This window comes from Corynebacterium sp. CTNIH16, assembly GCF_032821655.1.
Lineage (GTDB): Bacteria > Actinomycetota > Actinomycetes > Mycobacteriales > Mycobacteriaceae > Corynebacterium > Corynebacterium marquesiae.
This window is the reverse complement of record NZ_JAVBIG010000001.1, coordinates 390,978-413,944: the sequence shown is the minus strand read 5'-3', so window position 1 is coordinate 413,944 and position 22,967 is coordinate 390,978. Positions and strand designations below refer to the sequence as shown.

Here is a 22,967-nt window from a genome sequence, read left to right as displayed (position 1 = left end):
CGGCAAGCGGGCGGCGGGCAACATCGCGGAAGAATAGCTCTTCGCCCACGCCGTTGATAAAGAGCGTGGTCAGGGTAATAGGGACACTTCCGTGGCGCATATTGTCCAGCAGGTCGCTCGCCGGCTTCGCCAACAAGGGGGTAAGGCGAACGATAAGCCTGCCGAGGATGAAAAGGACAATGAGCGCTGTGCCAATGGCGGCGTTGCGGGCTAGCTCGCGCGGAGTGTGGCCAGAAAAGCAATGGCGGTTGCCCCACAGCAGCTGGGCGCCCAGCCAAATGGCGTCGGTAAAGAATGTGGTTAGGTAAAACTGTGCGGAGCCGACCGTAGCATTCACGGAACCTAAGAGCGCGGGGATAATGATGCGCTACAGCATGCGCCTGCGGGAAGTAGAGGGGTGGGGTGCGGTATGCGGGGCCTTTCGCAACAGAGGTACAGAGCCGGCGGGTGACCTACCAGAACCGCAAAAGCGTCTTTAGCGCGCTAGGCGATATCGGCACGGCTTATATACGGGGAGGCAACCCGTACAAGGTGAGATTCTTTTAAGGCCAGTGAGCTAGGTCAAGAAAATCTGCAGTCGGTTGAAGTCTGGCGTGGGTTCGTGCCGTTTCTGTAGTTCCCGCCGGCGGCACGGCGGGTGTGTTATACCACGAATTCGAGCGAGCTGGTCAGCGCTCAGCTACGTAAAGCTGCGAGTAACAGGGGCAAAGTCCCGAACTATACCGCGGCGCTGAAGATGCTGTGGCTGATGATCTGCAATACCGAAGACAATCGTGCTGTCCAGCGAGCGAAGAAAGCGAAATGCGACATCGAATGCAACGGCTTAATTGAAGGAGCGAAAGCCGTAGGAGGGAAACAAGCCATCAACTAACTAGCCGTGGTTTATCTCGACTGATTCGCAGATTACTTGTAAATCAAGCCCCGCACGCAAAGAATCGGACACTCTCATCTGATAGGCAGCTTTTCCTTGAACTCGATAGAATTTTTTCTAGGCATAGCGTCCAATCCTTCCTTAGCTGAAGTAAGAACTAAACCTAGGAAGCTTCATTTCTTTTTCGTCTCATTCCTCACCCCAGCAAACGCTGGTAGCGTTTTATTACATACCGCAACCAGCAGCCACGGGAGGTCTATTCTATGGACGGCGATATTATTGGGCTGCTCGTATACGCCGGGTTAGTGCTTGTCATGGTGTTCTACTGGACCTATTATATCCGGTACGTGCGGAGGAACCCCAGATCAGAAAAGTGGTACGACGAACTCGCCTGGGAAGGTGCAGTAAGTGATGGCGTGCTCTTTTATTATCCTTACTCCACGCTAGTTTTGGGTGTTGGCGGTATCGCAGGCTTGGCCGATGGTGCTAACCCTCCCGAATTTGTTGGCACGGTGCTGAAGGTTGCGCTCATGGCAGCTTTCGTCATCGGAGCCGTTGGATTTACAGGTGGGTTCGGGGTTCCGCTTCCGTGGCCTTTTGTTCCGCGTTGGGTCGTAGACATCCGCAAAGCAAAACGTGCTCGGAGGCGCGAGCGCAGACAGGCCAGAAAGAGGGAAGAGGAAGAATAGGGCTGGCTATTTTCGTGTGTCGGAGCCCGTTGAAAATCTTGGCCATCACGCTGGAGTAACTACAGTCCCGTAGCAAAGCAATCGGAGATGGTATGAGGCGTTTGGGGCCAAACTCTGCTTTGGTGATGTACATCAGTACGGAGATGGATCCGTAGATTAGGGCCGCTAGAGCAATAGTCGTGGTAGACAACGGGTTTGAGTATTCAGCTGTTGGAAAGCCCAATTCTCCTTTGGGTGGGGCTTTAATGGCGCACCGTGATGTAAAACAAGGCTTTGCGTGACATGGGTACGGGGCTCTAAGGAATAGAAGGGGATGCGGACGAAGTCTTAGATGCCGATGGGCACTATTTCACGGCAATGTTTCCCGGTTTGGTCAATGAGCCCACCGCCGCCATGGGTGAGATGATTCGGGTGCGCCAAGAGCATGGTGGTTCGGTGTTGTTGGCGGTGGAGGTGGAGCCGTCGCAGGTGTCGAATTATGGCGTCTTTGATGTTGAGGTTACCGACGATGATCGGTTGAAGAAGGTTGTGGGCATGGTGGAAAAGCCTGCGGTTGGGGATGCGCCGTCGAATTTGGTGGCCACGGGTCGCTATCTTTTGGATCGCGCGATTTCTAGCGCCCTCCGCCGTATCACTCCCGGCCAGGGCGGGGAGCTGCAGTTTGCCGGCGCCATCGATCTCCCCATCTCCGAGGTTCACCCCGTTCACGTCGTGGTCCATGAGGGCATCCGCCACGACCTCGGCAACCCAGCCGGTTTCATTCCCGCCAGCGTCGAGTTCGGCCTCCGCCACCGGAAGTATGGTCCAGTCCTGCTCGCTGACTTGGAGGTCCTGCTGGAGAAATATCGGGGTGATTTGGGGTAGGAGTTTTTGGGTAAGTGCCGACCACGAGGTGAAAGCGATTCAGATGAAAGCTCATCAGAGTGGGAAAATGAATAGGTTACCGAAGATATGAGCTCTAAATCACGTATATGTAAATAGGTGGGAGAGTCACTCCGAGCTATAGTTGAAGTGTCAATTAAATACACTCTCATCTCTTGGGGAAAATTATGGCCTCCGGTAAGAAAATTGTAGGCAGCATCGCTGCTCTTTTTGTCGCCTCTTCTCTTCTCAGTCAATGCTCCGACGCCGACGACACGAAGAGCACTGAAACTACTACAGTGCGAGAAACCGCAACGGTAACCACTACCGCTGCTGAAACCGTCCAAAGCTCGACGCTAAATCAAGCACCGGAATCTACTGCCCCAGTTGAGTTTGAGGAGCCAACGCTGGATCCGCAAGTAAGCCCTGCCGAAGCAGCAGAAGAAGTAGTAGATGTGAACGGGGATGCCGATTCGGATGCTGATGGTGGTGTGCATGGATTCGTTGCTCCTGCGCCAGTGATTCAACAGCAGTCAATCAATAATGGTGGTGGTGAATCGGCTGGTGGTGATGGTGGAGCAGCCAGCTATTACCCTAATTGTGCAGCCGCTCGCGCTGCAGGTGCGGCGCCGTTGTACTCCGGTCAACCAGGCTATAGCTCGAAATTGGATCGAGACGGTGACGGCGTCGCCTGCGAATAGAGGAACCTAAAGTTGAAAGGACGCCCGCCTGTGCAGGGTGTCCTTTTTCTTTAGAGGGAAAAGAAAACGATCGGACGAGCCTAGGCCAGAACCTGGAAAGTTTGAATCGTGCCTGGGGTTGACCGCAATTCGTGTACACGTAGTGGAGCTACCTAGTGGTTAGGCAGCTATTTCTTTTCTGCTGGTGGTTAGACCAATATCGAGACACTTTTAATGGCTGTGCCATACGTTTGATGCTCTAGTTCGCTTTCTCTCGCTGCATTAATTCGAACTTTTCTGTTCGCGTTGCTTCGCGGCGAAGAAGGCTGTCGCTTTTGCCAAAAACTCATTATCCATCTTGGCTTCAACCAGCTCACGGCGCAGATGAGCATTCTCAACGCGAAGATCAGCCTCACTCATCCCATCCGAGGATCCTCGGCGTTCGCGCTCATTTTTAACCACCGGCCTAAAAGGCCTGGTGCGACGCCTATCTCCTTAGCCACATGAGCGGTCGGGCGCTGTGACTCGATTACCAGGTTCGCGGCTTCACGCCGGTACTCCGGCGCGTACTTTTTGCGCTGTTGACTCACAATGAACATCCTCTCCTACGGACACAAGATCCGTACGAATAGGGTGTCTACTAAACGAGGGTAACCTCAAAACTGGAAGTACCGCGTGGTGAGCTTTGAGATTGCTGTTTATCGCGTGCATCGGAAGGCGGTCGCCCGTTTAGCGGGCCTGCAGTGATTAATCTTCCCTTTGCTTGCTGCGCGGCTGAGGGGGAGTGGGGTGGGCGTTGCCGGTGACGTCGTTAAGCTCTGCTAGATCGGTGAAGTCAGCCTGGGCGTCAGAAAAGCCTTCCTTGGGATCGATCTCGTCAAAGGTGCGGATGGTGCCATCGCGTTCATCTTTGAACATCGCCTTGCCATAGACCACCAGCACCATGACGATGCCGGCCGCAAAGCCCCACGCAGCGCCCTGCGTAGCGAGCACGCCTGCGGTCACTCCGGCTATGCCCAAGTCCTTTTGATTCTTGGATTCCATAATGCCCACGCGCACCGAGACAAACCCCTGGATAATCAGGGTCAACGCAAGACCTACGGGGAGGATGGGCTCCACAAAGGAGGTAATGGGCAGTAGGAAAAGACCGGTAATAGAACCCCAGCGGAAGGAACCTGCCCCGCCAAAAATAGACTGCATGGCGCGTTGGCCTTGCTTATAGCGCTCCACAATGACAACGTGCATTGCTGCCCAGAGCGGCCCACACATGGCAACGTCCGGGCCAAAGATGGACATGAGTATATTGCGGCCGCCAAAGAGTAGGTGAGCGCGCGAAGGGTTATAGACCACGGCTTCATCGGTGCGGACGTGATCCGCCTCTTTGAGCACGGCATTGGCCTGCAGGACATCGCCAAAGACCACGATATAGGCGGCAAGTACGGTGGGAATAGCGCTAAGGAACATATGCGCCGGGGGAAGGCCGACGCCAAAGACGGTGTAATGGCTCCACAATGAGACAAAATCCGGTTGGGAAAAGCCCCACTCGACGTCCGGCCACGGTGCCTCACCAGCTAGCGGCGCAATAAAAATGGCCACGAAAATGGCAGGCAGGATGCCAAGTGATGCTATAAACCGCCAACCAGCAGCTTTTTGGCGCAGCTGGGCAAAGCCGCGCGAGTACATTAAGAAGAAGGCCACTGCTACCGCGACGGTAATGGATACGGGGAAGGTGTGGAAGCGCCCGCCTTCCTCGAATACGGAAATGATGGCCGCAATGCCTGCACCAAGTACGATGCCCGAGCGCATACCCGAGGGGATTAAGCGCACTACCTTTGCTGCCCAGCCGGTAATTCCTAGCGTTAAAGAAAATACTCCGAGCAAGAGCTGGAAACTAATGAGTGCCCAAATGCGCTCCGTGCCTTCTGGGAAAGATTGCACATAGAGTGTCAGCAGTGGAATAGCAGGGGTGATCCAACCGGGTACGACAGGATCACCAAGTAGGTGGTGGGTCAGGTAGAGCAGGCCATTAAGTATTACCACTGCCAGGGCCACTTGATAGGGCATGCCTAGCGCCTCTGTCATCAGTGGGATGGCCCCGAGGTCCACTACACACATGAAAAGGCCCTGGCCAAAGTCTGGTAATTCCAAGCGGTAATGAATAAATGGTAGGCGGACCTCAAATGGTCCCGCTTTCCAGTGCGGAGAAGGAGTGCCGATTCCATCGGTGGCTTGAGACGTGGGCGAGGCGTGGCCTTGGGAAGTCTTCTTTTCTTCAGACATGGGGACGCTTCTTTCTGTAGTGGGCGAGCAGAGTCCACAAGCATGGGCAGCTACATGGCTAGGTAGAGATGCGCCCCGCGCCGGGAATGAACTGGCGCGGGGCGCGGGAGGAGTCAGGAACCAAGGGTCTAGTCAAATTCGATGATTTGGCGCAGTGCTAGCCCATCGCTGAGGTTATCCATTGCCGCATTGATATCTTCGAGCTTGATATGGGAGGAAATGAGACCCTCGGCGTTGAGCTTGCCTTCGCGCCACAGCTGTTCGTATTTGGGAATATCAGTTGCAGGCACGGAAGAACCGAGGTAGCAGCCGTGTAGTCGGCGGGCCTCGCTGGTCATCACCAGCGGATCGATTTTGGTTACAGAATCTGGAGCCGGCAGGCCGACGGTGACGGTCAAGCCACCAGGAGCGGTGATCTTATAGGCCGTCTCTAAAGCCTTGGGGTGGCCGGCTGCTTCAATCACGGCACTAAATCGTTTCCCGGAGGTTTCTGCTTCCTCCGCGGACATGGCAGAGGTAGCACCTAGTTCGAGGGCTTTTTCTAGCTTATCCGGCTGCATATCGATGCCCACGATTTCCTTGACGTCCAGTGCCGCAGCGGTAATCACAGCGGACATGCCTACTCCGCCAAGGCCCACTACGGCAATGGTGTCCTCCGGACCGGGCTTAACCTCGTTGAGTACCGCCCCGCCGCCGGTGAGGATGGCGCAACCAAAGATGGCAGCAATATCGGCCGGGACATCCTTGCCAATGGGTACTACGGAAAGTTCGGATACCACCGCGTGGGTGGCAAACCCGGAAACGCCCAGGTGGTGTTGGACTACCTCGCCGTTGCGGGTGAGGTGGCGGGTACCGCGGATAAGTGTGCCCTCGCCATTGGATTTGGACCCTACCTCACAAGGCATCTTGCCATTGGTTTTGCACCCCGCACACTCGCCGCAGCGTGGCAGGAAAGTCATGACCACGTGGTCGCCTTCACTGACAGAGGTGACATTAGGCCCAACTGCCTCAACCACGCCGGCGGATTCGTGGCCTAGCAGCATGGGCAGTGGGCGTGGACGGTTGTTGTTGACCACCGATAGATCGGAATGGCACAAGCCGGCGGCGGTGATTTTTACGAGGATTTCGCCCTCGCCAGGGGCGGTGAGCTCGAGATCGCTGATTGTCAGCGGCTGCGAGTCCGCATAAGGGCGTGGGGCATCAGAGCGTTCGAGAACGGCGCCTTTGATCTGCAGGGATTCAGTCATGATGGGTTACAGCTCCTTTTCTAGCTTTGGGGTTGTAGTTTCTTGGTGCGACTCGTGCGGGGGACGAGTAGGTGTGTGGTCACCGACGGTTGTTCGCCGCTTTTTCGGGCGGGGTTTGCCGGTAATGAGCGAGTGCAATTTACCGTCATGGATTTGTAAGTGCGGATCCTCAGCATCTACCTCGGTCATGATTTCCGCGATGAATTCAGATTCTGGGATCGATGAGTTTCGGGCGATGGAAACCAATTCGCGCATTTCTGCCTCAGATAGGGTTTCTTCGCCTTCGAAGCGCTTTTGTAGAAGCTCTCGGGCGCGGCGGCGCAGCTCGCTTTCGCTTTCTAGTTCCTTGCGGTTTTTGACCCAGGCATAGCCGATGATGCACATCATGGCGATGCCCATATAGCCCAAGATGGGATAGACCCAGCCGATGAGGTTGCCAAAGCCGATGAAGGACAGGACGAAGCCGATAAGCACCGAAATGCAATAGACCTTGTAGAAGTTCTGAGGTTTGCTGCGGGTCAAGCGCTTGGCAAAGGCATAGAACATGCCGATCGAGGTGTTGTAAATCATGCCGTAGATGGCTACGGCCATCGGGATACCCAACCACGGGTGAATTTGCGTGATCATCTCTAGGGTAGGCATTTCGGCCTCGGTGACCGGGCCGATGGAGATGTACAAGCCACCAACGAGTACGGCTAAGAGGAAGAGGAAGCACAGCCCGCCCATGATGCCGCCGTAGCCTACTTCTTTGGAATCAAGGAAATTGCCGCCGATGACGATGGTCATGGATACCGCCACAATGACGTTCAGGCCCATGTTATTTAGCGCTGAGATCCACCAATTGGGCAAAGTGGTGGGAATCTGTTGTGCCTGCTCGTTGAGGTGGCTCCAATCCGGGGAGGCGGTAAAGACCGTGTACAAAGTACCGATGGTCAATAGAGCGATAATCAGCGGGGTAATAGCGCCGATGGCGATGGTGACTTTATCAACGTCCAAAAGACCGGTGAGCAAGGTCAAAATCAACATGATGATCGCACCGATCCATACTGGCCAGCCCCACTGCTGGTTTAGGTTGGTACCCGCACCAGCAAACATGGCAAAGCCAATGCAGAACAGGCAGGTAAGCGTGCCGAAATCTAGCAGTTTGGACACGATGGGCGTGGAGACTGCTTCAAAGACTGAAGTGTGTTCTTTAGCGCGGTGATAAGAACCCATCTGCAAGATGGTGATGCCAGAGACCATCATGGCAATCGCGGTACAGACCGCACCGACTATGCCCCAATTGCCAAAGGCCACGAAGTACTGCAGCGCCTCGCGGCCAGAGGCAAAGGAGGCACCGGCAAGCACGCCGATGAAGGCCATCGCGATGCCAAATGAACGTTTAAACATGTCAGTGATTCCTTACTAGGAAAGTGATAGGGGCAAAGGAGAAGCGGCTTAGCTCGGGGATGAGCCGCGGGCGGTGCGGCGGAGGAAAGAAGCGACGTCGGCAAGCTCTTGCTCGCCGCGCTGGATAATGCCTGCGGAGGTAAAAAGCCCGTGGTGATAGCCCACCAGGTGCTTATAAGTCACATCCACGCCCGCTCGGGCGAGCTTGAGCGCGTATTCCCCGCCTTCATCCGCCAATGGATCGTTATCTACCGTGATAACCAGTGCTGGGGGCAGGTTTTCTGGAAGCTCGTGCAGCAGCGGTGATAGATCTTTCGCGGTGCGCTGGGATTCCTCGGTGATAAAAGTATTGATAAACCACCGCATGGTATCGGCCACTAGAGGAAAGCCGGCTTCTAGGCGCTGGTAGGAGGCACCGTTTTCGGTACGCTGTTGGGAACAATCCGTAATAGGGTAGAGCAACACTTGGCTGCTTAGCGGGGCAACGCCTTCCACGCCGCTAAACTCATTGGCCATCACGGCCGCCAATTGGCCACCAGCAGAATCGCCCACGACCGCAATCGAATCGACGATGAGCCCATGTTCTGCTGAAGAATCTGATACCCAGCGGTACGCAGCGCGGCAATCATCGATGGCGGCGGGGTACGGGTGCTCGGGTGCGAGGCGATAATCCACCGCAATGATAGGGAAACCGGTAAGCACTGCTAATCTGCGCGCCACTGAATCGTGCGTTTCCAGGTTGCCCATCAGCCACCCGCCGCCGTGCATAAAGAGGATGGCTGGGGTTGCATCCTGGCGCACTGCAGCTTCTCGCGGTTCATAGACGCGTACTTGGAAATCGTGCACGGGATAGTCAGTGCTCTCCGGCGGGGTGGTTTCGTGCAGGGGATTGGCGCCGGTGGAGTTGATATAGCTTTCGCGGACTTCCGGGATGGGGAAGTGGTGGAAAGACTGTGCTCCAGCATCACGGAAAGGAGCGAGCGCTTTCCACGCATCCTCGGCCACAGGGCGGCCGGAGTATTCATCGGATTGTGTGTACATAAAGCGTTCCTTTCTGGAAACGATTCGGCTCATAAGAGGGCGATGGCTGGTGGGGAACTACGCCACGCGGTAGTCATCTACTTGCAGCTCGCGGGTGAGGTCCTGGTACTCGGCCACGTTGCCAGACCAGTTATTGATGACCTTGCCGTCTTCGTTCTTGTACCAAGACGAACAATCTGCGGAGAAGGCGGAATCTTGCAGTTCAGCTTGGATGCGGTCATTAAACTCGCGCAGTACCTGCGGGTCCACGTCCAGCACCTTGTCGGGATTATCGCGCAGGAAATCTATCGCCTGGCTGATGTATTTATCCTGTTCTTCCAGCATCGCCACTACGGAGTGATGGTTCAGGTTGGTATTGGGACCGTAGAGCATAAAGAAGTTGGGGAAGCCATCGACAGACATCCCCAGGTAGGCCTCAGGCGAGTTACCCCAGCGCTCGCGCAGGTCTAGACCGCCACGGCCGATGACTTTGAGGTCGCCCTGGAATTCTTGGGAGTAGAAGCCGGTGGCATAGATGATGACATCAAACTCGTGCTCCACGCCGTCGGCAGTGCGGATGCCGTTTTCAGTAATCTCCGCAATGCCCTCGGTGATTAGGGAGACATTCTCTCGGTTGAAGGTGGGGTAGAAGTCATCCGAACGCAGAATGCGCTTGCAGCCAAAGGCGAAGGTAGGCGTTAGCTTTTCTACCAGTGCGGGATCATTTACTTGGGAGCGCAGGTGTTCCATCGCCTGCTCGACGCCTTCTGCAGCAGAGTCTGTGCCTGTGCGGGTGCGTTCGAATCCTGCCTCGCGGGTGTCGTGAATTTCTTTGCGGATAGCGCGGTAGGAATCCGGGTTCTCTTGGAATTCCTGCAGTTCTTCCTCACTAAAGATGATCTGGTTGCGCGGCAGAATGTAATTGGCTGAGCGCTGGAATACGGCTAGGTGACCGGCCACCTTAGCTACCTCGGGCACGAGCTGGACGGCAGAAGCGGCGTTGCCGATGGTCGCTACCTTCTTATTGCTCAAATCAGTGGAATGATCCCATTCAGCGGAATGGAACTGAACTCCCTTGAAGCGCTCTCGACCTGGGAAATTAGGAATCTTTGGCTTGGAAAGCTGGCCCCAAGCTCCCACAAAGACACGCCCGTAGAAGGTTTCACCGGTAGCGATTTCCACCTCCCACGCCTTCATATCCTCCAGCCACTCGGAGCGGGTGATGCGGTGGTTGAACTTGATGTGCTCGTAGAGGTTGAACTCTTTTGCCATGGCCTTGAGGTAGTCCAACATTTCGTCTTGGCCGGCAAACATGCGCGAGACACCGAGGTTGAGGAAGTATGAGTAGCAGTAGATAAGTGCTTGGGTATCGCAGGCGGCGCCCGGGTAGGTATTATCGCGCCATACCCCGCCTACTTCATCGGCAGCTTCCAGAATGAGGTAGTTTTCGGTTCCATCCTTGGTCAGCTGGGCTCCCATACCAATGCCGCCGTAGCCGGTGCCGAGGATGATGCAATCGTAAATGTGTGGGTTAGACATGAGGTGTACTCCTTCTTTGGTAGTGACAGTGGCTGCTTTAGCCGGTATCTAGGGGTTAGAGGTGAGCGGGGGATTGGTTCTTGCGGATTTCTGCGGCGAGGACCTGCAATCCATCACGCAGTGTTTCCTCGTTGATGACTAGGGGTGGAAGCAAGCGGATGACGTTGCCGTCGAGCCCGCAAGTAAGGACGAGCACCCCTTGAGCCTTACAGGCGGCGGCTACCTGGGCGGTAAGCTCAGCATCCGGACGCCCCTTTTCGTCTGCGAATTCAATGGCAATCATTGCTCCACGTCCGCGAACTTCCGCCACGTTTGGCAGCTCCAGCAGTGGTTCTAGCTCCTCGCGGAGGATGTTCTCAATCTCAAGCGCGCGAGCACCGAGGTTCTTTTCTTCCATCTCTTCGATGGCAGCAAGGGAGGCCGCGCAAGCCACCGGATTGCCGGCATAGGTGCCGCCCAAAGAACCTGGGCCGGGTGAGTCCATGATCTCTGCTCGTCCGGTTACAGCCGAAAGCGGCATGCCGCCGCCAACGCCCTTGGCGGTTGTAATCAGATCCGGTACAACCCCTTCTTTATCGCAGGCAAACCAGGAACCGGTACGGCACATTCCAGCTTGAATTTCATCGGCAACAAAGACGACGCCGTTCTCCTTGCACCACTTCTGTAGCCCGGGAAGGAATCCTTCCGCAGGTTCAACAAAGCCACCTTCGCCTTGAATGGGCTCGATGACTACTGCGGCGAGTTCTTCGGTGCCTACTGTTTGCTCGATGACGCGTTTGGTGCGCTCGATTGCTTGTTGGCCGTCTAGGCCATCGCGCAGGGGGTACGAGCCGGGCACACGGTAAATATCTGCAGCGAGAGTGCCGAATCCTGCCTTATAGGGTTTATTCTTCGCGGTCATGGTCATCGTCAGATTGGTGCGGCCGTGGAAGGCGGAATCAAAGACGACCACGCGGTTTTTACCGGTGTAGTTGCGGGCAATCTTTACCGCGTTTTCTATCGCTTCGGCACCCGTGGAAAAGAGTGCACTCTTCTTCTTATGCTCTCCAGGGGTGAGCTCATTGAGCTTGCGGGCGACGGCAACAAACCCTTCATAGGGCGCATTTAAAAAGCACGTATGAAGCAGATGCGATGCGGCCTCGGAGACAGCGGTGGTTACTCGTTCATTGGAGGCGCCTACCGTGGTCACGGCGATACCGGAAGCGAAATCTACAAAGCTATTTCCATCGACATCGACTAAAACGCCGCCATCGCCATCGACGATATAAGCCGGCAGGCCCGGCACTAGTCCGCGGGCGAGTTCAGCCTCTCGCTGCTGCTCCAATTCTTGGCTACGCGGCCCGGGGATAGCGGTACGCACGTTCCGCTGCTGCGGAAGCCGGTGGTTGAAATCTTGCATGTCACTCCTTCGGTACTTATTGAGAATGTGATGTGAATCATTGTGTACCGAACGATGTAATATGCGATATAGACAGTGTGGTGAATTGAGGAGAAAAACTTAGACAGTATGGATGTGGAGGGGCGGGCTATGGTTTCACTCAACGTAGTAGGCACCGATTCAGATGTACGCGGTGCAGCTGATCTCACTAGGCCAGACATCGATCTGTCCTTGTCGTGGCTATTGGCCCAAAAAGGACTAAACCTGGAAAAGGTTCACGATTCTGGGCGGAAATTCTCTGCTATTCACCCTTGTGAGCTCGTTGACCCGCGCGAATTCATCGGCGCAGGTTCCGTGGTCTTACTTACGGGTATTGCCTTCGCGCACACGCCACAAGAGCTTCCTCTTTATGTACGCAAGCTTGCCGAAGCCGGTGTAGCCGGCATTGGCTTCGGCCTAGGCATTGCTTTTGATGAGGTTCCTTCAGCCATGATCGACGCCGCCAAGGAAGCAGAGATATCCTTATTCATTGTCCCGCTGGAGACCCCCTTTATCTCTTTGCAGGCAGCGCTACACCGTGAAGTGATACGTCAGCGTGACCTAGCCCATGCGGAGCTTTTAGAACGGCAACAGTTACTCAATGAGGCCGCTGCCCAGGGATTGCCAGAACTGGTATCGCGCACGGCGCAAGCTCTGCAGGCCCATATGTGCCTCGTTGATCTGGATGGGCGAATCGCTGCCCAAGCTGGGATACCAGGGGCCGAGGAGTTAGATTTTCGCCCCATTGTGGAAGAAACGAGTAAAAGAAAATTTGGCATCGCCGCCCAGTATGGCTCATTCAATGTCATTGCCCAGCGGCTGCAGCCCCAAGGAGATCGCATCTATGGTCTGATTGCGGCTGCTCCACATCTTTTCAGCTCGCATGATCGCACCGCGCTCAAACATGCTGCTGGCTTGGCAGAGCTCATCATCACCCGCCCGCGGGAATTGCGCACGATGCAGCAGGAGCTCAATTCCCTTGCTATTGCTATCCAAATTGGGCTTTCGAAAGACCAAGACTCAATGCAGCGGATCTTTCACCACGTAGGCGATGCGGATGGACGGGTGCGGCCAGTACTGGTGAAATCAAAATCGTCTCAAGGGCACCACCGGTTTATGCGCAATCTAGATCAGCGACTTGCCAGCTACGGGCGCATGCTTTTTGCCCTGCCTATCGACGCCGCCACATCCTTTCTCATCTTCCGGGGTACCCGCAGTGTGAAAAATATCCGAGAGCTATTTCTAGGAATGCGCACCACCCAGCGCATCGCCGTGGGAGTTCCACTCTTGTGGTCTGATCTGAACGAAACTGTGGTGGAAGAACTACAACGCGTAGTCTTTGGGCTTCAGGCGGGAACGCTGGTCGGTCCCGAAGCCAAATCTCTGAATTGGCTTGGTGATGTTCAAGTACGCAGTGCTATTGACTACCGCGTAAAAGAGACTTGGGGAAGGCTGGAGGAAATTGATGCCGGCAACCGTACCGATTTCGCCTGTACTTTAGAGGCTTTCCTGCGCAATGGCGGCAATATTTCTCATACTGCCGAAGAACTGGAAACCCACCGCCATACTGTGCGGCGCCGCATGGAAGAAATCGCAGAGATCCTCGAGCTAGACCTCAAAGATCCGCTGGTAACTGCCGAACTCTTGATTCTAGGAAACGCCTCTGCAGCCTCTAAAAGCGACTAGGCCTGCTGGTTTAAATAGATAAATTACTCCTGTGCAACGCCAACTTTGACTTCGATGTTGCCGCGGGTGGCCTTGGAGTAAAGGCACGTCTGGTGGGTGGCGTCGGCAAGCTCAGGCCTTTCCACCCCTGTTTGGTGGACACCTGATGCCCGGCTCGGTCGGGTTGGATATCAGGTGTCTACCTAACAGGGGTCAGGTCCAAAGAGTAGTGAGGAAGCAACTGGTTACCACTCGTTCCGTAGGTCGAAAGGGCGAGTCTGTCGTGGGGTAGTCTGCTGGTAGAGACGGTGTCGGTGATTGTTGTCTCTCGGTTCCTAGCGCCATTAACTATTGCTATTCCGGTTCTCACTGCCATGTGGGAGGCTTCGGCGATATCTAACTCCGTGCTCACTACGGTAACCATTGCGGTAGCAGTAGTAGTGGTGCTTTACTGGGCCGCGTTCATTTCCCGAGAGGGCAAAGATCGGCATGTATTTGCAGCGCTTTCTTTGCCTCTCGTACGGTGCAGGCTTTGAGCGAAGCTAAGCTATCGGCGTATTAAGAATTGGTGGGATATAGGATGGACAGCTTTAATGGCTAGATGTTCTTGCCTTCTCCAAGAATAAATCAGTATATCCAGCATGGTGGTTTGGAAAAGATTTGGGAGTATTCCTCTTTTAAATACCGTGACCTAGAGGTGAGCATGGAGTAATACTGGGGTCACTTTGCGAATTAGGGGCCGTCTAAGAAACGAAACCCCTGTCGACATGAGGGGGTGAGCCTAGTGAGCACACCACATCGTTTAATTTCAAACTTAGCAGGGGCAAGGTTACTGTTCCCACAGATTCTTCAACGAGTGCTAACCTTTGAAATAAGCAGATACTGACTAGTGAAGGGCAAAGGAGGGATTAAATTGACACAGTCAACCGTTTCAAAACCTGACAATATTAATACTTCTGTAGCTCAGGTCCAGGATATGGATAAGGAAGACCGTCGCCGCTACGTCGAGTACTTGGGGCGTGAGATTGCCAATTGGTCCGCGGATCTAAACCGCCGTTTAGCTTGACCATTTATCCCAACGAAGAGGAAGTCCTAATCGTCGGGGAATTGGCTTGCGGGTCCCCTCCGCAAATTCGTGATTCCAATCAGTTTAAAGCAAATGTAAACCGACCGGCGACTACCGTTTTCGGAAGAGACGCGTTTCCAACCGCTTGGGATAAAGCTGCAGCACTTCTGCATTCTTTCTGCACCACGCAGAGTCTTTTCGATGGTAACAAGCGGACTGGCTGGGCGGTTTGCTGGTTGTTTCTCAGACTGAATTTGGCAGTAGGCCCCCTGCTCGGAAAAGTCGATGCAGATACCTCTGAGCAACTTGTGGAAAGAATAGTTAGTGAAAAAGTTGGCGTTCCTGAAATTGCAGATGCTTTGCGATCTATGGTGGCACCTTTTCTAGGGAACGCAGGTAAACTACCTCCAGGGTTTAGCGTAATTGAGATAACGGATGAAGGGGAAGACTACTTCGTTGGGGTTGGAAAGATTCCTGACGGAACGCGTTTTATCTACCTGTATCTCGCGGGAAGCCAGAGTACCCCGATTGAAATGGTGTTTACCCCCGACCAAGCACGCGAAGCAGCTGAAGAATTACTCCAGTATGCCGGCAACCCCTTAGAGAAAAAGAGAATAGAGTTTAAAGCTCGAGCAATTCAAGCGCAGTTAGATGTGCACGACTGGTCTAGGTATATCTAGGCATTTGAAGCGCTAGTACCAGAGCTTGGGGATGGGGATCGGGCTTCTAGATTTTACGGGTGTGAGGCTATCTGTGCTGGTTTGGTGCAAGAGGGACGTCGTCAAGCGCTCTGTTCGGGAGTTGTGGCGCAAACTTCGGGCCGATCTAGGGGTCTCGTGCTTAGAGCAGCCGAATGTTTGGCGACAGAATGCTGCAATTCCCAACATAGGTTGCCTGTGCCATATGAGAGGTGGAAACCTGCTCCAGATCGACCAGCAAGGCACCGGGCTTGTCCGCAAGGTCCTAGCGTTCAAGATGAAATGGGTCTGGCGTGAAACGAGATGTCGGAGATCGGAGAATGCGAGAATTCGGTGCTCCATTACGTGTATAGGAATTGTAGCCAACCCGAATTGAGAAGCGATGAAGGGTAGTAATTAAGGGGAGACCCGAAGCGGTTTTCCAGTTATAGGGCCGCTGTACCGAAAATGGGGCAATGTAGCTTGTATATACAATATTTTTCACGTGATGATTTAGCATTTAATTACATGGCCAATAAGAGTGTCGAGCTTTTTAATAGGCGGAAAAAGGGGGAGTGGTTACCGGAAATAAATGACCTAATTGAGTGTATTAATGCCTCCCGTTATCTGGACGATATTCTTCAATATTCCGGGGAACCTGATATTTCTACCGCTGACGTACAAAAGTTCAAGAAAGAAGCTGGGGCGCGTTTGGGAAGACTTTTCGCAGGAAAGTCTGTGCAGCAGGTAGGCGAACTATCGAAAGGAGTAGCGATTGAATATCGCCAAGACTATATTGACTGGATTTTTAAGTGTAGAAAGGACCTGTTTGACGAGGATGTTGCAAAGGTCTTGCATGTAGCCGGCTTTTCTCTTACAGAGCTTGTGGGTGCAAAATGTATGCGAAAACGTCAAGAGGAGGGGCTGGCCGAATTATATCGACAGAACCCTTACCCCGCGGCAGAGCTAATCATAGGTGCAATCTTCAATGTTGCCGAGCAGTGCTCTTTTATTCCGAAACCGTTAACCGATTCAGATATCGAAGAGATATTGGATGCGTATCTTGCATCTGGTCAGGAAAACCTGAGCTTCATTAAAGTTGTAGCTGAAGCTAGGAGGTCTGGATTGACGGCTACTTCTGGGGTGAGGGCCTTGTCGGCGAGGACGATGCAAAAATACCGTCGATTTTACCAGGACAGCTTGTCCGATGTGAAAGAAGCTGACCGCATCAGATTTAGCGTCGAAGTTCTCCTAGTGAACAATTTGGACGAGTTGATCTCTTGTCAGTTTAAGGAAGAAACCTGGGAGGAAATAATAAAAATTGATCGCGCTTACCTTTTATCGTCGATGTCTAACGAAGAAATATTAGACAACTTCATTTATTTATTTAGCTTTACTTCAGTCGACGGTATATTAACAGCGCCCTCGTATGTGTCGGAGTCTTCTGTGTTTGAGAGGGCTGCCGGGATGCGGTCAGTGGATTTCTATCTAGAAAATGCGGCCTTCAATTTCAAGGAAATTAGGTTACACTCTCTTGTTTCTTTCTATCATAGATTTCTCTTACGCCAGGGTGTTCGTTTGGAAGAGGTAGTCAAGTGGTTTTTTGAAATCTATTTGAAAGAAGAGTTTGGAATCCGCAACTTTCTGTTCTCGCCCCCGTCTGAAGATACTTCAATGCTCGAACGATGCAAGAGTTTGTTACCTGGGATTGAGAGCGTAGTCCAGCAGTATGCCTGCTGGACCGAAAGAGGAGAAGTGGATCATGAACTTATAGAGCTGAGTGGTAGAACCGTCGACTTCGGAGAGCTACCGTCCCGGGCGAAACGCAAGTACCTTGTCCCTAACACTTGTGATGAAAGGAGCCGTACCGTTTTGGATCTATTGTTCTCCGATCAGAGCATCCTCCTTTTACAGAAAGAATGTCGAGGTGCAACGGATTTTCCTAGTGCGGCATGGAATTCGGAGTTATCAGCTGAAGATTTCGGGCTGCAACCGCAGAAAACTGCCTTAAAGCTATTGGAAGAAGTTAATCTTATTTCGATGCATTCTGGCTCTGTGCAGGTCGTTGACTGGGTTGAGATGGAAATCCTGAGACGCGTTCATCAACACGGGGCCACTATGGTTACTGGAAGCCTGTTGGGGGAGCGAGCTGCATCTGATCGTCTCGTGGCTATAGGTCTCTTGAACTGGGAGGGGAAACTGTTGACGAAAGAAGAGAGCGAGTATTTTAATTATTGTTTAAATGATAAGTTTCGGAATGGCCTAGCAGTTAGAAATATCGTTTTGCACGGCGGCATGCGTATTGCTCGGTCCGAACGGGATCAATTCTTTTCTTACTTTTTAATTTTAAAGCTGTTAATTTTCTTGATTATTAAAATCAATGATGATCTTTGTTTTTATCGAGATTGTAGCCGGAGGTAGCGGAATTTTTCCGCCGTTTTAGGCTAGAGATTTGTGAATAATTGCTGGCTCATGGTCGGTTGCCATTTCTGGTTTGAATGAGGGGATTTGGTCGAGTTGTTCCCAACATCGACGAGTTCTATGCGGTCATTTTCAGGCGTACGCTGTCAGGTGCCATACAAGGATATTTAGCTTGCTCATAAACTAGGTCTTTAAGCTGTGTCCATGTGGCTGCATTGTATTGTAACGCTGCCCATGAAATACCGGAGTGTGACTTTTTAAGGTTCCCAGGGAGGACGCTGAAATGTAAGCGATTGAAGTGTCTCAGGTTTTGTTCCGTTTGAGTAGATGGGAAAATCTGGAACATGCCAAGAAAATTTGACCAGGATGCGAAGGACCGTGGAGCGTGTCAAGTTGTTTGTGTGTGGGGTTAGGTTTATAGGTATTTGTCGAAGCGGGCGGGAAAGGCCACGGCCATTTGGTTGATGGCTTGTTTCCAGCTGGAAACTCTGGCTCCTTCCATGAGTCTGCCGGCTGTCGCTGAGACTCGTTTGCCCTGTTTGGCTCGTTTCACGGCTCGTTTGTCTTCGATGTTGCAGATCATCAACCACAGCGTCTTTATCGCTGATTCATCGTTAGTGAACTGCACCCTACTGCGAGTAGCTTTACGCAGTTCATTGTTGAATGATTCAATTGAATTCGTCGTATAGATTACCTTCCTGGCTGCTCTGCTGGTGGGAACTGCAGAAACGGTACGAAACGCTGCCAAGCATCACACCAGACCTGGACTGAGCGTGGATACTTTTCTCCCAATTCAGAGGCTTCAAATTCGTCTAAGGCAGCCTTAGCTGTGGACTCGTCTGCGGCGGTGTAAATCTTTTTCAACGCCGCCGATACACCCCGTCGATCCCCGTAGGCTACCCACCAGTTCGCTGCGCGAATCAGGTGCACGATACAAGTTTGCACCATAGAGTTCGGCCAGGTTGCCTTTACTTCTTCCGGCAAGCCTTTGAACCCGTTACAGCAAACGATAAAGACGTCTTTAACCCCACGGTTGAAAAGATTGGCGCATACTTGCGCCCAGAATGAAGCGCCTTCTTCTTTGGCAATCCACAATCCCAAAATGTGTTTGATACCGTCAAGGTCCACACCGATTGCCATGTACGCGGACTTGTTGACTACTCGGCCGCCGTCGCGGACTTTAATACGCAACGCATCCAGGAAAATGACCGGGTAGAACTCATCTAGCTGGCGGTTTGCCAGACCATGACCTCATCGAGGACGGTGTCAGTAACCGCCGAAATCGACTCATGGGAAATATCAACACGCATCGCCGTTGCCATATGATGCTGGATATCCCTACTTGTCATCCCACCGGCCTACAAGCTGACGATCATGTCATCGACATCAGTCAAGCGCCTAGAACCTTTAGGGACCATAGTCGGCAAGAATGTTCCAGCCCGATCCCTCGGGATATCAACGGTGACTGGCCCGTAGTTAGAATCCACGGTCTTTGGATACGACCCGTTGCGGTGATTGTCTGTCCCAGCAGCAGCTTTAGCACTCCTGTCGCCAGACTCGTAGCCCAAATGGGCATCCATTTCAGCGTTGAGGCCTCTGGTAATCGAGGCCTGTAACATGCCGCGAACCAAGTCATTGGCATCCGTTGTAGACGTGCCTAGGTCATCAATCAGTTTCGCGATTTCAGGGTTAGCAAGAAGCTTCTTTTCAATCGCATCAATCTTGGCCTTATCAGCCGGATCTCGTCGTGCCACAGTAGTCATTCTGGTCCATCTCCTCATGCAGGTTAGGTACCCACACACAAACCATCAGACACTCTCGGCGGAACGAGACTAGGCTCCACCAAAGCTTAGGATACCGAACCCCGGTCGAGGTCGAAACCGAATTTTGGAAGCAGAACCCGCCACAGGAAATAATAGAAATCAAGGCAAATGCCTAGGAACAAAACTCGGGGCACTTATGTCCTAATGCATACAGTGATCACCGGAAAATAACGTCATTCTAATTGTCCATACAAGGCGGAGTGTGGTGAGGCATTAGCCCGTAAGCTTCACTGACCTCGGTTGGCATTTTTCTTTGTGAGATCCAAATCGATCAATCAGCGCGGTTAAAAGAAGACCGGAGGAACCCTAATTGTTAAAAATCGCCGATTTTATAAAATAGGCGCTCCAGCTGGCAGGCTAGTTGATGAAAACCCGCGGTTTTAAAAAATATGGTTTTGGCCTTGTTGCGGTGCCGAGGGGTCTCCGAGGCGCCGACAAAAGAGGTTGCGCAAAGCATAAAAATACCCACGCGGCGCGCATGGTAGCGCGGCGTGGGCTGGGGGAGGACTAGAAATTAGTCCTGCGCAACACCAACGTTGACCTCGATGTTGCCGCGGGTGGCCTTGGAGTAAGGGCACATCTGGTGGGCGGCGTCGGCAAGCTCCTGGGCTTTGTCATCCTCAACGCCTGGGATGGTGACCTCGAGGTCAACGCCGAGGTAGAAGCCCTCGTCGTTCTTGCCCAAGTTAACGCGGGCGCCGATGGAGGAATTCTCCACGTCAACACCCTTGTCCTTGGCCACTGCCTTCAGCGCGGAGTGGTAGCAAGCGGCGTAACCGGCAGCGAAAAGCTGCTCCGGGTTAGCGCCCTCACCGCTGCCGCCCATTTCCTTTGGGGCGGTCATGGTGAAATCCAGATCGGAATCCTTAACTACAGCGCGGCCGTCGCGGCCTGCTCCGGTGGAGAGTGCTTCGGTGGTGTAAACGGCGTCCATAATGACTCCTTTTCTATCGGGTCTTTGTACGTCCGCCGATTGTACGCAAGAACTCTAATCTTCGACGACGGTCACGATGGCCTCGATATTGCCGCGGGTGGCGTTGGAGTAGCGGCAGACTTGGTGGGCAGTGTGGGCAAGGTGCTGGGTAGGTGCTTAGTTCGTGGTGGCCACGCGCTTAGTCCACACGCTTCTATCTGCGGTTTCGAATGAGGCGCGCACCGTATTGTCGCCGGGCTTTTCGCAGGTGAGTACCCGCTGGTCGCTGCCCATGCGGCAATCCAGGTTATAGGATTGCTTGGTCACTGGGCTGCTGGCGGTGATATCGGCGTGGTATGTCGGCGTTACCGTGGGATCTTTCGATCGCATGGTGTAGCTAGCCTTCATCGCGGCATCAAAGACCGCGGCGGCGAATTCGCAGGAGGTGGCGTCGCCGGCGTCGATGGAATCGCCTGATGAAGATGTGCCGCAGTATCCGCCAATCTGGCCTACATGGATGTTGTGGTTTCCACCAGCCGGTGGGGCAGGCTGCTCCGGCTCTGCTACTTCGGTGACAGTCTCGGTACGGCGGGACTCCGTCTTCTCTTTAGCGCTGGTCTTCTTTTCTGCTTCATCAGCCGCGGAGTTGTTGTCCTGTGCGGTAGCGAAGGCTGGCTCTTCTGCTGGGGCGGAATCAGAGCTGGAGTCTGAACCGGAGCCGCAGGCGCTTAGCGCAAGACTGGTAGCGAGGAGGACGGACGCGAGAGGGAATAGGGAAGGGCGCTGCATAGGGATACTGTAGCGCCCTTCGGGGCGCGGCGCGCGGCTAGTGGTCTATGCGGGCGGGTGGAACTGGCGCACCTTCTGGCGGTAGCACCTTCGGATACTTCTTGGCTGTCCCAGAAGAAGGAGCCGCGCCGGTTGCACCGTTGGTTGCGGCGGCATCGGCATTGCTGGTGGGGGAAGGACGGTGGGGAGTGGGGTCCCAGTGGGCGTCGACAAGCTTGCGCTGGCATACCCAGCCCAGAGCCAAAATGGCCAGCGCGATAAGGGCAATAAAGATAAGCCCGAGCGCACCGCCGGCATTGGTGGACCAGCCCAGCAGCAGGCCGAGCCAGCCAAAGTCAGCGTCACCAAACGTGGTATTCGCGGAGCCGAAGGCACCAAGGACACCGAGGAGGAAGGCTGGCAGGAAGGTAATAATGAGGCCATTAACAAAGGCGCCTAATGCGGCACCGCGGCGACCACCGGTGGCATTGCCGTAAACGCCTGCTGCGCCGCCGGTAAAGAAGTGCGGCACCAAACCAGGCAGAATCAGCGCAATGCCAAAGGCTGGATTGAGCCAGGTGGAAAGGACAGCAAGGCCGACAAGTCCGCCGAGGAAGGAGGAAATGAACCCGATGAGCACTGCGTTTTGGGCATAAGGGAAGACGATGGGCGCATCCAGTGCGGGAATCGCACCGGGCACGACCTTGGCGGCGATGCCCTGGAATGCGGGTACGAGCTCGCCCAGGATAGTGCGGACACCAAAAAGGATGACGGCCACGGCTACGCCGAACTGGAGGCCTTGCGTGACGGACTGCATCAAGAAATTGCCCACGTTGCTAGCACCATCCGGGAAAGCGGTAAAGGCTTCTTCAGTGCCGGCGCGGGCAATGAAAAGCACGGCGAGGACCACGTACATCAGCGCCATGGACAGCGCGGTTGCCACCATAGAATCGCGCAGGAAGCGCAGGCCTTCCGGGAGCTTCAGGTCTTCAGTGGAGGGCGACATCTTTTTGCCTTTGCCGCCTACTAGCTTGCCCACACCACCGGCGGCCAAGTACCCAGCCGTGCCGAAATGCCCGATGGCGACGGAGTCATCGCCGGTAATGCGGCGGGTAAATGGGTGGGCGATAGCCGGGAGCGAGACCATGAGGATGCCGAGCAGAGCCGCGCCAAAGGCGATGACGACCCAGGACGAGTACCCGGCAGGTGCGAGCACCATCGTGAGAAGTGTGGCCATAAAAAGGACGTGGTGACCGGTGAGGAACACGTAACTCATGGGCGTGAAGCGGGCGAGGAGCAGCGAAACCACAAAGCCTAAGATCATGATCCAGGCGACTTGGCTGCCGAACTGGTCTTGTGCAATGCCTACGATTGCCTCATTGGTTGGCACCACGCCTTGCGCGCCAGTAGCGCCCGTAATCATGGCGCCGAGCGGCTCGAGCGAATCGGTGACAAGACCGGCGCCGGCACCGATGAGCAAGAAGCCGAGCGTGGCCTTGATAGCGCCGCCGATGGTTTTGCCGGTGCCGCGTCCCATCGCGGCCAAGCCGACCGCGGTGATGATGCCGATGAGGAATGCCGGTACGGAGAGAATCTCATTAACCAGGAAATTTGCTATAGCAAGAAGAAAATCCATGAGGA

General features: G+C 54.0%; 18 protein-coding genes and 3 pseudogenes. 8 read left to right on the top strand and 13 right to left on the bottom strand.

The annotated features are described in order from the left end of the window. A pseudogene (locus RAE04_RS01980) lies at positions 1 to 337 on the bottom strand (CPBP family intramembrane glutamate endopeptidase); the annotation flags it as partial. Positions 338 to 438: 101 nt separating this feature from the next. Between RAE04_RS01980 and RAE04_RS01975 the strand changes: the two are divergent. The 4 genes and pseudogenes from RAE04_RS01975 to RAE04_RS01960 all read left to right on the top strand — a co-directional run. Further along, a pseudogene (locus tag RAE04_RS01975) lies at positions 439 to 871 on the top strand (transposase); the annotation flags it as partial. 263 nt (positions 872 to 1,134) lie between these two features. Further along, positions 1,135 to 1,560, top strand: coding sequence for a hypothetical protein (locus RAE04_RS01970; RefSeq protein ID WP_317026256.1), 426 nt, complete (start codon positions 1,135 to 1,137; stop codon positions 1,558 to 1,560). Between the two features lie 357 nt (positions 1,561 to 1,917). Further along, a complete protein-coding gene (locus RAE04_RS01965) occupies positions 1,918 to 2,424 on the top strand; it encodes a sugar phosphate nucleotidyltransferase (protein ID WP_408933077.1) in 507 nt (168 codons plus the stop codon). Positions 2,425 to 2,597: 173 nt separating this feature from the next. Then, entirely contained in the window at positions 2,598 to 3,122 is a 525-nt protein-coding gene (locus tag RAE04_RS01960) for an excalibur calcium-binding domain-containing protein (RefSeq protein ID WP_317026255.1), read from the top strand. A gap of 261 nt (positions 3,123 to 3,383) precedes the next feature. On the opposite strand, the gene RAE04_RS01955 is transcribed toward RAE04_RS01960, so the two are convergent. The 8 genes from RAE04_RS01955 to gabT all read right to left on the bottom strand — a co-directional run bounded on the left by RAE04_RS01955 (position 3,384) and on the right by gabT (position 11,975). Beyond that, complete coding sequence (locus RAE04_RS01955; protein WP_317026254.1) at positions 3,384 to 3,521, bottom strand: transposase; 138 nt, start codon at positions 3,519 to 3,521, stop codon at positions 3,384 to 3,386. Further along, on the bottom strand, positions 3,518 to 3,700 hold the full coding sequence (locus RAE04_RS11705) for a transposase (protein WP_408933078.1): 183 nt from the start codon (positions 3,698 to 3,700) through the stop codon (positions 3,518 to 3,520). The genes RAE04_RS01955 and RAE04_RS11705 overlap by 4 nt, the downstream gene beginning before the upstream one ends. 148 nt (positions 3,701 to 3,848) lie before the next feature. Then, positions 3,849 to 5,381 carry a hypothetical protein gene (locus RAE04_RS01950; protein ID WP_317026253.1) on the bottom strand — a complete coding sequence of 511 codons (1,533 nt, stop codon included), beginning with the start codon at positions 5,379 to 5,381 and terminating at the stop codon, positions 3,849 to 3,851. 128 nt (positions 5,382 to 5,509) lie between these two features. After that, entirely contained in the window at positions 5,510 to 6,628 is a 1,119-nt protein-coding gene (locus RAE04_RS01945; protein ID WP_317026252.1) for an alcohol dehydrogenase catalytic domain-containing protein, read from the bottom strand. A 6-nt stretch (positions 6,629 to 6,634) separates the two neighbouring features. Beyond that, on the bottom strand, positions 6,635 to 8,017 hold the full coding sequence (locus tag RAE04_RS01940) for a hypothetical protein (RefSeq protein ID WP_317026251.1): 1,383 nt from the start codon (positions 8,015 to 8,017) through the stop codon (positions 6,635 to 6,637). Positions 8,018 to 8,065: 48 nt separating this feature from the next. Further along, a complete protein-coding gene (locus tag RAE04_RS01935) occupies positions 8,066 to 9,058 on the bottom strand; it encodes an alpha/beta hydrolase (RefSeq protein WP_317026250.1) in 993 nt (330 codons plus the stop codon). Positions 9,059 to 9,115: 57 nt separating this feature from the next. Beyond that, positions 9,116 to 10,576 (bottom strand): NAD(P)/FAD-dependent oxidoreductase, encoded by a 1,461-nt coding sequence (locus RAE04_RS01930; protein ID WP_317026249.1) that lies wholly within the window; start codon positions 10,574 to 10,576, stop codon positions 9,116 to 9,118. A gap of 55 nt (positions 10,577 to 10,631) precedes the next feature. Continuing rightward, positions 10,632 to 11,975, bottom strand: a complete 1,344-nt coding sequence (gabT, locus tag RAE04_RS01925; protein ID WP_317026248.1) for a 4-aminobutyrate--2-oxoglutarate transaminase — start codon at positions 11,973 to 11,975, stop codon at positions 10,632 to 10,634. Between the two features lie 129 nt (positions 11,976 to 12,104). Between gabT and RAE04_RS01920 the strand changes: the two genes are divergently transcribed. From RAE04_RS01920 to RAE04_RS01905, 4 genes are all read left to right on the top strand, one after another. After that, on the top strand, positions 12,105 to 13,679 hold the full coding sequence (locus RAE04_RS01920) for a PucR family transcriptional regulator (protein WP_317026247.1): 1,575 nt from the start codon (positions 12,105 to 12,107) through the stop codon (positions 13,677 to 13,679). Positions 13,680 to 14,571: 892 nt separating this feature from the next. After that, a complete protein-coding gene (locus RAE04_RS01915) occupies positions 14,572 to 14,724 on the top strand; it encodes a hypothetical protein (protein WP_317026246.1) in 153 nt (50 codons plus the stop codon). Then, positions 14,721 to 15,404, top strand: coding sequence for a type II toxin-antitoxin system death-on-curing family toxin (locus RAE04_RS01910; RefSeq protein WP_317026245.1), 684 nt, complete (start codon positions 14,721 to 14,723; stop codon positions 15,402 to 15,404). The genes RAE04_RS01915 and RAE04_RS01910 overlap by 4 nt, the downstream gene beginning before the upstream one ends. 525 nt (positions 15,405 to 15,929) lie before the next feature. Continuing rightward, positions 15,930 to 17,822 carry a hypothetical protein gene (locus RAE04_RS01905; RefSeq protein WP_317026244.1) on the top strand — a complete coding sequence of 631 codons (1,893 nt, stop codon included), beginning with the start codon at positions 15,930 to 15,932 and terminating at the stop codon, positions 17,820 to 17,822. A 415-nt stretch (positions 17,823 to 18,237) separates the two neighbouring features. Here RAE04_RS01905 and RAE04_RS01900 read toward each other — a convergent pair. The 4 genes and pseudogenes from RAE04_RS01900 to RAE04_RS01880 form a co-directional block, all read right to left on the bottom strand. Further along, positions 18,238 to 19,585 (bottom strand): annotated as a pseudogene (locus RAE04_RS01900) (IS256 family transposase). A gap of 574 nt (positions 19,586 to 20,159) precedes the next feature. Beyond that, on the bottom strand, positions 20,160 to 20,579 hold the full coding sequence (locus RAE04_RS01895; protein WP_317026243.1) for an organic hydroperoxide resistance protein: 420 nt from the start codon (positions 20,577 to 20,579) through the stop codon (positions 20,160 to 20,162). Between the two features lie 156 nt (positions 20,580 to 20,735). Beyond that, positions 20,736 to 21,347 carry a hypothetical protein gene (locus tag RAE04_RS01885; protein ID WP_317026242.1) on the bottom strand — a complete coding sequence of 204 codons (612 nt, stop codon included), beginning with the start codon at positions 21,345 to 21,347 and terminating at the stop codon, positions 20,736 to 20,738. 37 nt (positions 21,348 to 21,384) lie between these two features. Further along, entirely contained in the window at positions 21,385 to 22,962 is a 1,578-nt protein-coding gene (locus RAE04_RS01880) for a PTS ascorbate transporter subunit IIC (RefSeq protein ID WP_317026241.1), read from the bottom strand. Positions 22,963 to 22,967: the final 5 nt, after the last annotated feature.